The sequence below is a fragment of the Pseudoalteromonas sp. S2893 genome, from assembly GCF_005887105.1.
Taxonomy (GTDB): Bacteria; Pseudomonadota; Gammaproteobacteria; order Enterobacterales; family Alteromonadaceae; genus Pseudoalteromonas; species Pseudoalteromonas atlantica.
The window spans coordinates 1-14,651 of record NZ_PNCY01000056.1 but is presented as its reverse complement, the minus strand read 5'-3'; the positions used below and the strand labels follow the sequence as shown (position 1 = coordinate 14,651).

Annotated in this window: 12 protein-coding genes and 1 riboswitch; of the genes, 5 read left to right on the top strand and 7 right to left on the bottom strand. The window is 39.3% G+C overall.

All coding sequences use genetic code 11. The features are described 5' to 3' along the window. Positions 1–103 precede the first annotated feature (103 nt). The 4 genes from CWC04_RS17995 (at position 104) to CWC04_RS17980 (ending at position 6,860) form a co-directional block, all read left to right on the top strand. Entirely contained in the window at positions 104–679 is a 576-nt protein-coding gene (locus CWC04_RS17995) for an RNA polymerase sigma factor (RefSeq protein WP_004588915.1), read from the top strand. Then, positions 676–1,755, top strand: coding sequence for a FecR family protein (locus CWC04_RS17990; RefSeq protein WP_138686071.1), 1,080 nt, complete (start codon positions 676–678; stop codon positions 1,753–1,755). Before CWC04_RS17995 ends, CWC04_RS17990 begins: the two co-directional genes overlap by 4 nt. Positions 1,756–1,763: 8 nt before the next feature. Next, complete coding sequence (locus CWC04_RS17985) at positions 1,764–4,799, top strand: TonB-dependent receptor plug domain-containing protein (RefSeq protein ID WP_138686070.1); 3,036 nt, start codon at positions 1,764–1,766, stop codon at positions 4,797–4,799. A 190-nt stretch (positions 4,800–4,989) separates the two neighbouring features. Continuing rightward, a riboswitch (cyclic di-GMP riboswitch) is annotated at positions 4,990–5,073 on the top strand. A gap of 50 nt (positions 5,074–5,123) precedes the next feature. Continuing rightward, positions 5,124–6,860, top strand: coding sequence for a hypothetical protein (locus tag CWC04_RS17980; protein WP_138686069.1), 1,737 nt, complete (start codon positions 5,124–5,126; stop codon positions 6,858–6,860). A gap of 44 nt (positions 6,861–6,904) precedes the next feature. Here CWC04_RS17980 and CWC04_RS17975 read toward each other — a convergent pair whose 3' ends face one another. The 6 genes from CWC04_RS17975 to CWC04_RS17950 all read right to left on the bottom strand — a co-directional run bounded on the left by CWC04_RS17975 (position 6,905) and on the right by CWC04_RS17950 (position 12,673). Beyond that, complete coding sequence (locus tag CWC04_RS17975) at positions 6,905–7,348, bottom strand: ferritin-like domain-containing protein (protein WP_004588918.1); 444 nt, start codon at positions 7,346–7,348, stop codon at positions 6,905–6,907. A 173-nt stretch (positions 7,349–7,521) separates the two neighbouring features. Then, complete coding sequence (locus tag CWC04_RS17970) at positions 7,522–8,460, bottom strand: LysR family transcriptional regulator (protein ID WP_024032602.1); 939 nt, start codon at positions 8,458–8,460, stop codon at positions 7,522–7,524. Positions 8,461–8,477: 17 nt separating this feature from the next. Next, a complete protein-coding gene (aceK, locus tag CWC04_RS17965; protein ID WP_138686068.1) occupies positions 8,478–10,196 on the bottom strand; it encodes a bifunctional isocitrate dehydrogenase kinase/phosphatase in 1,719 nt (572 codons plus the stop codon). A 200-nt stretch (positions 10,197–10,396) separates the two neighbouring features. Next, positions 10,397–10,876 (bottom strand): DUF4124 domain-containing protein, encoded by a 480-nt coding sequence (locus CWC04_RS17960; protein WP_138686067.1) that lies wholly within the window; start codon positions 10,874–10,876, stop codon positions 10,397–10,399. 82 nt (positions 10,877–10,958) lie between these two features. Then, positions 10,959–12,455 (bottom strand): DUF3413 domain-containing protein, encoded by a 1,497-nt coding sequence (locus tag CWC04_RS17955; RefSeq protein WP_138686066.1) that lies wholly within the window; start codon positions 12,453–12,455, stop codon positions 10,959–10,961. Between the two features lie 5 nt (positions 12,456–12,460). Then, positions 12,461–12,673, bottom strand: a complete 213-nt coding sequence (locus CWC04_RS17950; protein ID WP_004588923.1) for a YejL family protein — start codon at positions 12,671–12,673, stop codon at positions 12,461–12,463. Between the two features lie 62 nt (positions 12,674–12,735). Between CWC04_RS17950 and yejK the strand changes: the two genes are divergently transcribed. Next, on the top strand, positions 12,736–13,752 hold the full coding sequence (gene yejK / locus CWC04_RS17945; RefSeq protein WP_004588924.1) for a nucleoid-associated protein YejK: 1,017 nt from the start codon (positions 12,736–12,738) through the stop codon (positions 13,750–13,752). Between the two features lie 647 nt (positions 13,753–14,399). Here yejK and CWC04_RS17940 read toward each other — a convergent pair. Beyond that, the coding region (locus CWC04_RS17940; RefSeq protein ID WP_138686065.1) for a hypothetical protein at positions 14,400–14,651 on the bottom strand (252 nt) is incomplete at its 5' end.

Here is a 14,651-nt window from a genome sequence, read left to right as displayed (position 1 = left end):
TCAAAACCCACCTAAACAACGCTAAATTAACATTTGCGCTTGTTTTTATGTCAAAAACTCGTAATCTATCGGTAATAAAAATAACAATAGGCCTATGTTAAGGATGACTACCAAAGTAAATATGACATCAACGTTTGTTGATATCACTAAGCAGTTAAAACGCTTTGTGTCGCGTATTGTACAGCCCGATGACGTAGAAGACATTGTGCAAGAAACCTTTATTAAAAGCTACGAAGCTGATTTAAAACAAGATATTCAGTTTAGACGCAGTTACATGCTTAAAACTGCAAAGCACTTAGCGCTTAATCATATAGCCAAGTGGGATAACAAGTTTAATGACTCGTTAGAGCACGACGCAGAATTACCCCCGCTGCTTAAATCCTCACAACTTGAGGATGAATACACCTCAAAAGAGCGTTTTTTACTTTTTTGCAGAGCAACGGATCAACTAAATTCTTCTATCCGTAAATGTTTTATATTTAAAAAAGTGTACGGTATGAGCCAAAAAGAAATCGCCCAGCACATGCAATTAAGTGAAAGCACAGTAGAAAAACACATTGCCAAAGGTTTATTACAAACCATGTTATACATGAAAGAACATGAACAAAATCATAACCAATCTGCGGCGCATAATTCTGCTTGTAATTCGGCTCTATCAATTGAGAGGGCAGCGAAATGAGTAATGTTCATCAATTTACATCAAAAGATTTAATTTTAGAAAAAGCCTGCCAATGGATCAGCGCAATTGATAGGGGCTTAAGCGAAATTGAAAAAGAGCAATTTAAGCTTTGGATGATGCAAAGTACCGCCCATCAAGATGCCGTCTACGAACTTGCGCAGCTATGGGATGAATTGGCCGTATTAAACGAGTTAAGCAGTTTATTTCCGCATAGAAGTGTAAAACAACCCCAGAAAAAAAGATGGGCGTTTTCTAGTGCCATTGCCGCGAGCTTATTTGCAGCATTAATGGTGTGTAGTTACTTATTAATTAACCTTGAAAACGGCTACAACGAAGAGCTGGCTAAAATAAATTACACCAAAATTTATACTACGAAGGTGGGCGAACAAGCCACGTATGTTTTACCCGACGGCACCATAGTGCAATTAAACACGAATAGCCTATTAGAGGTAGCTTATAGCAAAGGGCGTCGTCAGTTATTACTGAGTAAGGGGGAAGGGCGTTTTAATGTAGCAAAAGATGCATCGCGCCCATTTAGTGTGATGGCTGGCGATAAGAGCTTTACGGCACTTGGTACTGTATTTAATGTACAGCGCAATAACTCTTCTGATTTAGAGCTGGTTGTAACCGAAGGGAAAGTGATGATCACCGACCCAAGTGTTGCGGTAAGTGCCAACGATTTTAAAGACTACCAACTGGCTGATAATAACGCTAAAAAAGTACGTAAAATCAATGCCAATATTGTTATCTCTGGCGAAAAAGCAATTATAGAGCAAAGCATTACTAAACCTATCACACAGCTTTCTGTGGATGATGTACAGCGTGATTTAGCGTGGCAAAATGGTATGTTAATTTTTAATGGCGAGCATTTAAGCGATGCATTAAATGAAGTGAGCCGTTACACCTCTACGCGTTTTGAGCTTTCAAGCGATGAGCTTGCCAATATAAAAGTGGCGGGTGTATTTAAAGCTGGTGATGTTGAGGGGCTACTTGAGAGTTTACAGACTAACTTTGCAATTGAGCATGAGCGTTTAGGTGAACATATGGTGAGCCTAACACAGCAAACTAAATCATAAGAAATGTTATGCATATCAAACAAATGTTAGGTGAAGTTGCATCTTTAAATGTTATTAGTAAAAAAAAGTTTAAAAAAAAGATAAAAAACTATAGAGGAATTTTGTTTGTCAGCTGTTTATATAAATTGCGCAGTAACCAAACGCATTTATTTAGTGGTTTAAGTGTACTTGCTCCGGCTATTTTTAGCTTGAGTGTGCAAGGGGCAACACAGACCACTGGGCAAATGGTGCAATTTGATATACAAGCGCAGCGAGCAGACAAAGCCTTAATAGAATTTGCTAAACAAACAGAGCAAACCGTGGTGTTTTCTTATGAGTTGGCAAAAAATTACCAAGCAAATTCGGTTTATGGTTTTTATACCCAATTAGATGCACTGCAAGCATTATTAAGTGGGACTGAGCTCGATGCGGTTGTTGATCAAAATGGTTTACTGAGTATAAAACTCAAACAAATCAATAGGAAATATAACAACATGATGAAGCTTTCAGGGGTTAGTGCAGCTGTATTACCAGCATTGCTTGCAGCAAATTCACACGGTGTGAATGCAGCAGAGGGTGTTGCACAAGAGAAAATAGAAAAAATTGCTATTGTAGGTAGCCGCGTAGCAGGGCGCTCAGTAGAAGATTTACCCGTACCCGTTGATATTTTAAGTGCTGAAGCACTTGAAAACACAGGCCAAACTGAAGTTGGCCGTATGTTGCAATCTATTGCGCCTTCATTTAACTTTTCAAGCTCGTCAATCAGTGACGGCACTGATGCCTTACGACCTGCAACACTGCGTGGTTTAGGGCCTGACCAAACACTTGTGCTTATTAATGGTAAGCGCCGCCATCAGGCAAGTATTATTCATATCAATACCTCAGTAGGGCGTGGTACCGCAGGTACCGATATGAATGCTATTCCAGCCTCAGCTATTAAACGTATAGAAGTTTTACGAGACGGCGCAGCAGCGCAATACGGCTCAGATGCAATTGCCGGTGTAATTAATATTGTACTAAAAGATGGCAGCGAAGGCGGCAAAGCAGCGGTTAATTACGGCCAATACTCAGAGGGTGATGGCGAAACAGTAAACGTTGATTTTAATAAAGGGTTTGCCCTAGGTGATAGCGGCTACTTAAATGCAACACTTAATTACCGCGACCGCTCGCCTACTAACCGCGCAGGTTTGCACGGCTCGTGTCAGTTTTATGGCTGTACAGAGCTTAGCGACGGTACTTTACTGGCAGGCGATCCACGTGAACTGACCGCCGACAGAGACACTTTTCGTATTGGCGATGCCGACTCACAACAATTTGGCTTAACCGTTAATACAGGGTATGAGTTAGGTGGTGGTGAGCTGTATGGCTTTATTACTTATTCAACGCGCGATAACGAATCAGCAGCGTTTTTCCGTCATAATGCAAATGCGGGCGGTAACCCTGTTTTACAAGACAACGATGCAACTATCCCGTTAGGCTTTTTACCGAAAATTAATACCACAATTGATGATATTTCTTACAACTTTGGTTACAAAACCGACTTTGATAACGATGCAAGTTTAGATGTATCGTACACCTACGGTGAAAACAGCATTGATTACACAACAAGTGACACAATCAATGCCTCGTACGCTAACTTTTTACGTTACGAGCAAGGTTTAAGTGCCGCTGATATTCGCAGTACTATTCCGCGTGAAGCCTATGCCTATGGCATGGAGTTATCACTGCAAACCATTAATATAGATTTTACACAAAACTTTGATGACTACTCACTGGCTATGGGTGCAGAAATTCGTACCGATGAATACCGTATTTTAGAGGGCAGCGAATATGCTTATCGTGATTACGACACCCTTGATGGGGTAAGTATTTATAGTGGTTTAAGTGGCGGTGTAGGCTCTGAAGATGCCTCTGGCGGTACGCAAGGTTTTGGTGGTTCTTCGCCGGCATCATCGGTTGATGAGTCACGCGATGTAATTTCGTTTTACCTTGATGCAGAAACCTACCTAATTGAAGATGTCATTTTATCAGGCGCACTGCGTTACGATAATTACAAAGGCTTTGGCGACACAGTAAACTTTAAGCTTGCGGGTAACTGGGCAATTACTGATGATGTGTCACTGCGTGGTGCATTAAGCTCAGGCTTTAGAGCGCCATCAATGCAGCAATTGTATTTTAACAATATCAGCACACAATTTGTTGTGGCTGAAGACGGCTCATTAGTTGCTGAAGAAGTAGGTACATTCAGAAACGATTCAACCCTTGCACAAAGTTTAGGTATTCCAAAACTTAAAGAAGAAAAATCGCAAAACCGCAGCTTAGGTATTGTCTACAACGTTACGGATAACATTAATGTTACTGTGGATTACTACTCAATTGATATTGACGACCGCATAGTAATTAGTAACCGTTTAGGTAAAGGGCTTTCTTCAAGCCTAGATGCTGCATTAATCAGCTCAGGCGCAGGTGCAGGGCAGTTTTTCTTAAATGGTGCAGATACCGAAACTTCGGGTATTGATTTTGTAGCTACTTGGAATACCGAGGGATTAGGTGGCACGCTTGATTTTACTTTAGCAGCTAACTTTACTGAAACTGAGGTGGTATCGTTATTTACACCATCGGGCTCAGGGCTTGAAACCGTACCGGTTGAAGATGTTTTCTCTGATCAAGAAATTTCAATTATTGAAGAGTGGCAACCAGAAGATCGCATCAACTTAAGTGCGCTTTACCAGCGTGGTGATTGGACTGTAAACCTTTCACTTAACCGTTTTGGTGAATACACAGTAGAAGATGGCGGACGCCAAACCTACGGTGCAGAAATTTTAACTGACGTTAAAGTTAACTACTTCGTGACTGAAGATTTATCTGTAAATATTGGTGCAAATAACTTATTTGACGTGTACCCAGATAAAAACACCATTGGTAACTCACGCTCGGGCACAATTGTAGACTCAAATGGCAATACGATTGTAAGCAGCGATGGGGTATTTGAATACTCTCGCCGTTCAGCGCCATTTGGCTTTAATGGTGCTTATTACTACGTAGGCGCAGAATACCGTTTTTAATAAATAACACTCCCTTATGTTATTTAAGTTCAAAGGGCCGTAAGGCCCTTTTTTTGTAACTTACTAATTTCGAAGTATATTGATTTTTTACTAATGATTTATTGCTTTTTATGCTTGACATGGAGTACTAAAGGATTAGAATCCGCCGTGTTCTGATTGTTTTTCGAACATGCAGAATAAAATTTATTAACATTAATTTCGGCAAATTCACTGAAAGGTGAAGACGCAAAATCTCCGGTCTAAGGGCTTAGCCTATGATAGCGGGATCGCCTCATACAATAAATTGTATGCAGTAAAGCGTCATGCCATCTCATTGGAGATCGTATGAGTATGATGAAGATCAAATTACTACTTACCCTTTTATTAATATTTTCATTTAATATTAATATTGTTTCAGCAGATACTGCTATAAAGTTCAATGGCGCCAATAGTTTTGCTAGTTTTGATGTTTGGCAACCTTCGGGCCCGTTTAAAATAGTAGTGTGGCTTGGTGAAACTCCTAGTGACCCATCGAAGAAAACCTATCTACTTTCTAACTCTGATACAAAAGAATTTGTATTATTTAATCAGTCAAGTGTACAAATCAAGCTTGGTGATAAGTATCCCGGTATTTGGAATAAACTAAACTTCTATCAAACACGTTTTCTAGAAATTACTGTAAAAAATGGAGAGTTAATCGCTTCCGATGGGCTAAAAAGTTTTTCAGTTAAAAAAGACTTTATTGACCCTACAGATGTATCATTTAATTGGCTATTTAGAAGATCTAATAAGTTTTCCGAAGGTTCTCTCCAGGGCCTAGGGTTGATAGATCTGAATAACTTTGAGAATAGCCGCAATTTTGGGGTAAGTGCCACAGGTGAGCCACAGTTAATTTCCGCAAAGGAAGACTCATTTTTTGAATTTCACAATATTACACCTGCTGATTTAATAAGCGGTTTAGAAGTTCCTAATCCTAACGTCTCTGATGTAGATAATATTTCAGATTTAGCGGATATGATATCCACTAAATATCCAGGTAACCCAATGATTAACAAGACATCAAATACAGGCAATGAGTATGCTTGGAATGGCTATTACTGGTTACGAACTTACCTACATTTTTACAGTGTAACTAATAAGATCGAGTATTTGGATTTGGCTATTGAACTAGCGAATAAAATGCTTAGTGATACGGATATGACTCGAAATAGAAATAGCTTCTCTCCAACAAATAGTTATAAACGGGCTCCTAAACTTTTTTTAAATGAACGAGATAAAATTGCACCAGGGTGGGAGAGGTCACTTAATGATTCAAGTATAACTGTATTAACAGATGGTATGATTTTGAATGGTATTATGCGTATAGTCGATACTATTAGATCTGAAAATTTAACAGATTACTTCACTTTTGCTGATTTTTATACATCAAGTGCCCAGAGAATTGTAGATAGTCATGAAAGCTCATACAGCATAAGTAAAAACCCAGCGATCAAAGGGAGTTTTTATTATGTAAACCTTTATAATGATAATTATGGTGATTCTGGATTGTATAGTAATCCTTTAGCACATAACCATAATCTGACCATGGCAACTGCGATGTTATACTTAGACAAATGGAGTGATAGGCCTGATTTTTATAAACCCAAAATAATGAGTATTATAGATTTTTTCACAGATAACCTAGAATACCATAATGATGGTACCTGCACTTGGAACTATAACTGGGACAGACGCGGAGAATCACATGAAAGATATGAAGATATTAATCATGGTCATATTGATGTCGGTTTTTTTGTTGTTGCAGAGCGAGAAGAGTATTTTAACAACTTAGATATCATGAAGTGCTTAGCAAAAACTGCCGTTGAACGGATTGCTATTGGCCCAGGACCTATACCACAATTTGTAACTGGCGAAGGTATAAGTCAAAAAGGTGAACAAATTGCATTTTCTTATGACTGGCGTGAATTATCTAAATTTGAGCCTTCAATTATAAGTCGTTCTAATAATATTATGAGACATGCAGTAGCTAGTCCCACTTGGTTTAGACAATACGCGGCTCTAGCTATGACCTTAGAAAATTAAATTTAAAATGGCTTAGTTACAACATAACTAAGCCATTTTGAGACCTAATGCTTTTGCATACGGCTCATTTCGGTGTGGCAGCTTTGCATCGTTAGCAAGGTTTTCGCTAAGGCTGCTTCACAGTCGGCTGGCTGTGGTTTATCCATCGCTGCTTTAATTTCTTCAAGGGTTTTATCTTCTACCTCTTCAAGCTCTTTAACGTATGTTTTATCGTTATGAGAACTAAACGAAGTGAGTAGGGCTGTGTAAGCTCTGCGTGCTTCTACAGCAAAAGAAGAGCCGTCTTCACGCTCACCTTTTTCGTTAACAGCATAAGGTTGTAAGCGCTCAACACTTACTTTTCGTGCGTCAATCATGCGTTGAAATAATGCGCCAATGGCTGGGTCTTCAACTTTCTCTTGCGCTTTTTGATAAAAATCAATGCCACTGTTCATTACTTGGATGATGTCAGTAATATGAGTTGCTTCTGTTCCTTGATGGGTATTCATAATGACCTCTCTTTACATGAATTTAAGTTTCATAGTAACTAAAGCAAAGGCCATTCCAATTCCATTTTAATTTTTAACTTGTTGTAATTATTGATTATTTCTTTATTTAGCAAGCTGCAAGGCTATTTAAAATAAAATAACCTCGCAAATTTTACATGGCTTTTGTAATAAGGTTATTTAAGCTCATCCGCCACTTCGGCTACTTTTTGGCGTAACCAAATATGACTTGCATCACGATGCAGTAAAGGGCTCCAAATCATATCTAGTTCAAAAGGCGGTATAGGAAAAGGAGGCTCTAAAATTTTAAGGCCTGCATCATCTAAGTAAATATTGGCAGCCTTTGAAGGTAAGGTCGCCACTAAATTTTGCTCTTTTGCTAAATGAATGGCTACGTGGTAATTACGGGTAAACGTGGCAATATTTCGGTGTTTACCAAAATGGGCAAGTGCTTCATCTACCCAACCTAGCTTTTGTACATCTTTAGGGTCCATCCCTACGCCAACCCCAAAGCCGGTTTTACTTACCCATATATGGCGGGCTTTTAAATAGCTGTCTAGGCTAAAGTTTTCGATAATTGGGTTGTCGGCTTTTACTAAGCAGCAAAAGCTGTCTTTCCATATACGTTTATGATGAAAAGATTGCGGAAGGTTTTCAAAGCGGTTAATTGCCATATCCACTTTACCATTTTCAACATCATGAAATGTTACATCACTAGGCGTAAGTATATCTAGGGTTGTATCTGGCGCTTCTTCATGAAGTTTACTTAAAAGCTTTGGCGCTAATGTACTGGCTGCATAGTCACTGGCCATTATTCTAAATACACGTTTACTTTGGCTGGCTTCAAATTCGCGATTAGGTGCGAGGGTTTCTTCTAGGGTCATTAATATACCGCGAATAACCGGTTGTAGCTCTATAGCACGCTCTGTGGGGACCATACCTTCACTAGTACGTACCAAAATTGGATCATTAAACAAGTTTCTTAAACGCTTAAGGCCGTTACTCATAGCTGGTTGAGTAATACTTAACTGGTTAGCGGCGCGGGTTACATTACACTCACGTAATAGGGTGTCGAGGTAAACCAGCAAATTTAAATCTATTTTACTTATGTTCATTGTGTGTCCTTTAACGCTTACCAGTGATGAATAAAGCGTTGTGCTGTCGGGTATGGGTATATGTGACTAACATGACCCTTTTTTATATTTTGCTGAGCTTGCTTCCAAAAACTAACATCAACAAGCTCGGGGTGTGTACTGAGCAAAAACTGTTTGTACTTTGGGTTTGGCATAACAAAGGTACAAAGTTGCTCAGGAAAAACATCTTGCGGCGCAACTGAGTAGCTTTGTTCATCAGTTAAGTAATCATCATAGCTTTTGGCCTTAGGTAAGGCCCTAAAGTTCATATCTGTTAGGTATTGAACCTCATCGTAGTCGTAAAAAATAATGCGCTTGTGTTTGCTTACCCCAAAGTTTTTAAGCAGCATGTCGCCTGGGAATATATTTACCGCAATCATTTCTTTAAGTGCTTGGCCGTACTCTTCTATTGCATCGGCAGCACTTTCTTCGCTGGCGTTTTCTAAAAATAAATTAAGCGGTGTCATGCGCCTTTCAATATATAAATGCTTGATAATAAGCCACGGGCCTTCAATTACCATAGATGAGCCAATGGTTTTATGTAGCTGCGCCAGTAAATTACTATCAAAGCGTGCCAAAGGAAATACGACGTTAGAGTATTCTATGGTGTCGGCCATGCGGCCAACCCGATCATGGCTTTTTACCAGTTGATAGCGTTTAAGCACGGTATCGCGGCCAAACGGTTTGCTTTCGCCAAACTTATCTTTAATGACTTTAAATACATAGCCAAAAGAGGGCAGCGTAAATACCATCATCACCATGCCTGGTGTGCCTGGCGCTATAATAAAGTTATCGTCTGAGTGAGACAAGTGATGTAAAAATTCACGGTAAAACTCTGTCTTACCTTGCTTATGAAACCCAATGGCATTATAAAGCTCAGCAAGTGTTTTATTAGGCATAAGTTGATTTAAAAATCGCACCATAGCTGAGGGCGCATGGGTTTCAACCATAAAATAAGCCCGTGCAAAGCCAAAAATAACCCGCATTTGCGATGATTTAGTTAATAGCGCATCGAGGTATAAGCCTTTATTTTCATGGTGCAGTACTGCAATAATAAAAGGCTGCACACCGCTTTGAGAGACCACACGGCCGACTATGTAAGCTGCTTTGTTACGATAAAAAGGCGCATGCAAAATATCAAAGCGCATTTGCCAAGGCTGGTGGTGAGTGTCGGGCGCTTGTTTGTAAAATGCCTTTACGAGCAAACGTATATCCCGCTCTAAATTTACAAACGGGGCTTTAAAATCAAAATGCTCAATAATGCGCTTTATTGTGGGCTTTAAACCATCCACCACTGGAAAGTAGCTGCGGTACTCTGCCTCAACAGGAATGGCAGGGGCATCTTTTAATGTGGCTTGTACAAATATAAAGTCGTTATGGAAATAGCGTCTGTGGTACAAACGGCAAAATACTGAGTTATAAAATGTTTCGGCAAGTTCAGCTTGAGGGTGAAAGCATAAAAAGCGCTGGTACAGTATTTTTACTTCAAGCCAAAGCTGCTCATCTAATTGCTCAGTTAACTGTGCTTGTTTTAATGCTTTAGTGGTTTCGTTTACTCTGTCATCGTAGTAACTAATACGCAGTTTACTAATTTCATTAATTTGCTGCCAATCGCGATTTGCAAAGGCAAGCGGGGCTTGGGCGGTGGTTTTTTGAAACAGCTGATAATGCTTTTTAAAACCCGTTAAAATTAATTCAGCTATGTGGCGTGGCTGCATAAACACTCCTTAAAAAAGTGTATATAACGATTTTAGTACAGCATTTATAAATGTTAGTGGTGCTGTAGTGTTATACACGTTAGAGCTTTAACTCTATAGTTGTTAAGGTTATGTTATTTTAAGTTTAAAACCAAGATAAATATTCTCAGTTTTTATACTTTTAGCTTAAAGCATAATTGAGTGTGATGGCAAAAGCTAAGTTATTGGTAGGAAGCTATTTTTTTCTCTAACTTTTTAATGCGCTTTTCAATTTCGGTGGTTTGCTTTTTATGATCTTTATTTATTATTTTTAATTGCTTGGTAATATCTTTGCTAATTAACTTTTTGTCCTCGTCATCTAAAATACGGTTGAGGCGCTGTTGTTGGTTGTATTCTGCGCGGTCTTTTTTACGTTTTATAATCGCTAATTTATTAGTATTACTTCTCAGCTCTGCTTGTAGGTCAAGCACGATCCGTTCGCGCTCTAATGCGTTTAGTTCTTTTGTGTAATCTTGCGCCGGTGCAGTATTAATTCCCGATACTGTATTAATTGTGTAGGCGGTAGCGTTATCGTTACAAGGGAATTGCGAAAAAATAGTGCCGTTTTTTGTCACGCATTTATAGTAAGTTGTGGCATTTTTCGCTTGAAGAGAAAGTGGGCATACCATTACTGCGCATAAAAAAAGTGTGTGTTTTTGCATTAAGTTCATCCCTGAGCGTTTACTATGATTTAGTAAATATAACCTAGCTTGGTGTTATAGCAAGCTAGGTTAAGGGATAGGGCTATTGTGTGTAGGTTTTTAGCTTTTTAATACTTTGTACTAAAAACGGGATATCGAGGCTTTGCTCAATAGAAAAACCTTCAGCGGCAGATATATTTTTATAGTTACCGTCTGAATCTATTAGCGTAATTCTATCTTTTTTGTAAGCAATAACTACGCCTTGCGAGTAATTAACGCCAGTGTCCGTTTTTTTCTTATACAGGTTTTCACCTAGCATGGTTTGTTTAACCACAGACTTACAGTTTAAGTATTGGCCTACACTGGTTGCAATAATATCACTGGGTTGAATAAGTCCATCTACCTTGGCTATTCGCTTATCTGAACTGTATAACACCGATGATGTAACTACTTCCGAGCTATTATTAGCTAAGCTAAACGCAAAAATATGGGTATCGTCACTGCGAGGAGCCGGATTATCTTCACCTTTAATGATTTTAATTGCGCTGTTTGAATGCGCTTGATCGTTTATAAAGTTTAGCTGTTCAATTCCAGCAAGCTCTATGCTTCTGCGCTGACTTTGCCACGCAGGTAAGGTTTGCTCTGATAAAATAGCCATTTTATAAAAAGAAGGTAAGCCATACACCAAACTAAACAAGCTATCGCCATGGTGTGTCGGCTGTAAAAACTGATCAGTTTTATGTAGGTTGCTATGCTTAGCAACAAAGCGTTTTAACTGCTCGTTGCTATCAAATACAAAAATATCGACTTGCTGCGCGGTGTAATCTTCACATTTTTGCATTGGAGCAGGTATTTGGTAATTAATATTTTGGTTATTAATTCTTACATTGTGAGCTTGTTTATAGCTTTCAATGTCGAGCAAATCATTTTTTGCTAATAAACTTTTAGCGGTCGTAGGGTACGACAGCGGTAGAACGTTATCTTGCTTCGTTATATCAAACTTTAAATTTGCATCTGCCCAAATGTGAATACTGTGGCTAAGTGCAAAACATAATACTAAAAACGAGCTGGCAAAACGGGCAAACTTAAGTTGTTTTAAACGCGCTAAGTGCTGCCACGTATAGTTACTTACAACTAACTGGAAGCCTAAAATGAGTAAAACAATCCCCCCGGCTAACAAGGTAGTAAGGGCAGGCGAGCTAGTTAGACGATGCCACAGTAAGGAAATGATTTCCGGTAGCGCAGAAGAGCTTAAATGATAGCCCAAATTAACGTATACATACGCATCAAGCGTTAAAATAGACGCCCCAAGCGTAGCAATAACGGCAGCCATACCTCGAATATGTCGAGGGTAGGGAAACACTAAGCTTAAAGGAAATACCGTCAGCACAAATGCTAAAAAAGCGATAAAGCTCGTATGGCTTAACCACGTCACTAACATATAGGTAATACCCATAAAGCTAGTTGGCGGTGAATCTGCAAATAAAAAGCTTAGGCTAATAAAAAGCGCTAAACCAATATTTGCAAAAGTGAACCAGTGGCCCCAACTTAATAACTGACTCGCTTTTGACGAAAACTGATTGTGCTGCGATAAATTCATATAATTTATTTAACCGACTGAGCAAGTGCTTTTGCAAAGTTCTCAGTTACGGCTTGTCTTTTCCCTGCAGGTACATGCTCTTTTAGGATATGCGTGATAGAATTTCCTAAACACATAAGGCTTAAATCAACCGGCGCATTGTGTTGCGTTAGCACATCAATGAGCTGATCGACGATTTGTTCTACTTCTTCATTAGAGTATTTTGATAAGATTGGCATCAGTTGGTTCAATAAAAGAGTTATATTCTCGTATTTTAACACCAGAGGCGTGAAAAACAAAGATGACAACAGACGTTAAAAAATTAGTCGTTCATTATGTAGACAAAAAAGACGACGATACGCAAATTCACCTACGAAACGATGAAATGGTGATAAACGATAAAGTCGCTGTTTTTATCGAACAACTTCATCATGCATACAACTCAAAGCCAGGTAAAGGTTACTGTGCATTTAGTGGCGATAAAAACAGTGTTGTAGCCTCGGCAATGCAAAGCTATCGTAATGACGAGTTAGGCTTTTGGCACATGACCGAGCAGGCATCTACTGTTTTAAAAGAAGAGTTAGATAAATATGCTTTTAGCGAAACAGGCTACTTAGTATTTTGTCATTATCAGTATGTGGCTACTGATTACATGCTAATAGCTATGATCAATATTAAAGAGCATTACAGCATGACCTCTGAGCTTGATTTAGCAGCGTCGCGCCACTTAGATATATCGCGCATGCAACTAGCTGCACGTATCGATTTAACCGCGTGGGATACTCAAGCTGAGGACAATCGCTATATCTCTTTTATTAAAGGGCGAGCAGGTCGAAAAGTAGCAGACTTTTTCTTAGACTTTTTAGGTTGTGAAGAGGGCATAGACCCTAAACAACAAAGCCAAGTGATGCTTAATGCCGTTGAAGACTATTTATCGGAGCAGTCATTCGATAAATCAGAAAAAGACGAATTACGTAAGCAAGTATTTGACTACTGTAACGATTGCGTGACCACGGGTGAAGATGCAAGCGTTACTGAGCTCTCGGCTACGCTAACGAAAGGTGACGATAGTCCGTTTGATAACTTTTGCAAAGAGCAAAGCTACGACTTAGAAGACTCTTTCCCGGTCGATAAAAAAACGGTGACCAGTATGGTTAAGTTTTCGGGTTTAGGGGGCGGTGTTAGTGTTAGTTTTGAGCGTAAACATTTAGGTGAGCGCGTAACTTACAATGAAGCGACCGATACACTGGTTATTAAAGGCATTCCACCAAACTTAAAAGATCAGTTACAGCGCTTTATGGAAAATGAAAGCGAATAAACTCATTTGATCTAGTTAAAAGCCGATTTAAGAGCGCGATATTTTTATCGCGCTTTTTTATTACCTTTAATTTAGTTTTATTAATGCTCTAAAGCGCAGCGCCTCTAAATCTCTTCGAGGATAAATCCTTTATTACAGGCTTTGCCCGTCACACCAACAAGTTGTGCGTCCAGAAGTAAAAATAGCCACGATGCTAAATTTAAGCTGCAGGCGCAAAGCTAGCTTGCGCGAGAAGCAGCGCAGCTATTTATTTTTGCAAATAAAGATCTATTGCACAAAGGGAAGTGAATGAGAAGAAAATGAGAAAACCACACCAATTTAAACAATTGTTTTTTCATTTTTTCTCTAAAAGCGCAGCGTCTCTTATCCTCTTTGTGAATATGGGTTTATTACGGGCTTTGCCCGTCACGGCAACAAGTTGTGCGTCTACAAGTAAAAATAGCCACGATGCTAAATTTAGGCTGTAGGCGCAAAGCTTGCTTGCGCGAGAAGCAACGCAGCTGTTTATTATTTGCTAATAAAGATCTATTGCACAAAGAGAAGTGAAAGAGGAGTAAATGAGAAAATACATTTCAGGACAAGACAGGTATTAAAACAAAAAAGCCGCGCTATTTTTACATAGCGCGGCTTTTTAATGAGGCTAAGGGTTACTCAGCGCTCATTGTTTTAGTCATGTCTGAACTAGCACGACCTGCAGGTTTAATTGACCCTGCGCGTAAGCCACTATCAGGAACTAACTCACGCTTATCGTGTGCCATGGCAACTGATGTATACTTTACGTCGCTATCAGCAACTGGTGTCGGTTGAGCCATAGGCGCGCTTGCAGCCCCTTTGCTTATAACCGTTTTTGCATTGGCATCTTTTTGTTCAGCTGCTTTTGGCTCTGCTTTAACAGGCTC

Coding starts and splice junctions, on each gene's coding strand:
- CWC04_RS17995 (WP_004588915.1), top strand. CDS start 104: ATGACTACCAAAGTAAATATGACATCAACGTTTGTTGATATCACTAAG.
- CWC04_RS17990 (WP_138686071.1), top strand. CDS start 676: ATGAGTAATGTTCATCAATTTACATCAAAAGATTTAATTTTAGAAAAA.
- CWC04_RS17985 (WP_138686070.1), top strand. CDS start 1,764: ATGCATATCAAACAAATGTTAGGTGAAGTTGCATCTTTAAATGTTATT.
- CWC04_RS17980 (WP_138686069.1), top strand. CDS start 5,124: ATGAGTATGATGAAGATCAAATTACTACTTACCCTTTTATTAATATTT.
- CWC04_RS17975 (WP_004588918.1), bottom strand. CDS start 7,348: ATGAATACCCATCAAGGAACAGAAGCAACTCATATTACTGACATCATC.
- CWC04_RS17970 (WP_024032602.1), bottom strand. CDS start 8,460: ATGAACATAAGTAAAATAGATTTAAATTTGCTGGTTTACCTCGACACC.
- aceK (WP_138686068.1), bottom strand. CDS start 10,196: ATGCAGCCACGCCACATAGCTGAATTAATTTTAACGGGTTTTAAAAAG.
- CWC04_RS17960 (WP_138686067.1), bottom strand. CDS start 10,876: ATGCAAAAACACACACTTTTTTTATGCGCAGTAATGGTATGCCCACTT.
- CWC04_RS17955 (WP_138686066.1), bottom strand. CDS start 12,455: ATGAATTTATCGCAGCACAATCAGTTTTCGTCAAAAGCGAGTCAGTTA.
- CWC04_RS17950 (WP_004588923.1), bottom strand. CDS start 12,673: ATGCCAATCTTATCAAAATACTCTAATGAAGAAGTAGAACAAATCGTC.
- yejK (WP_004588924.1), top strand. CDS start 12,736: ATGACAACAGACGTTAAAAAATTAGTCGTTCATTATGTAGACAAAAAA.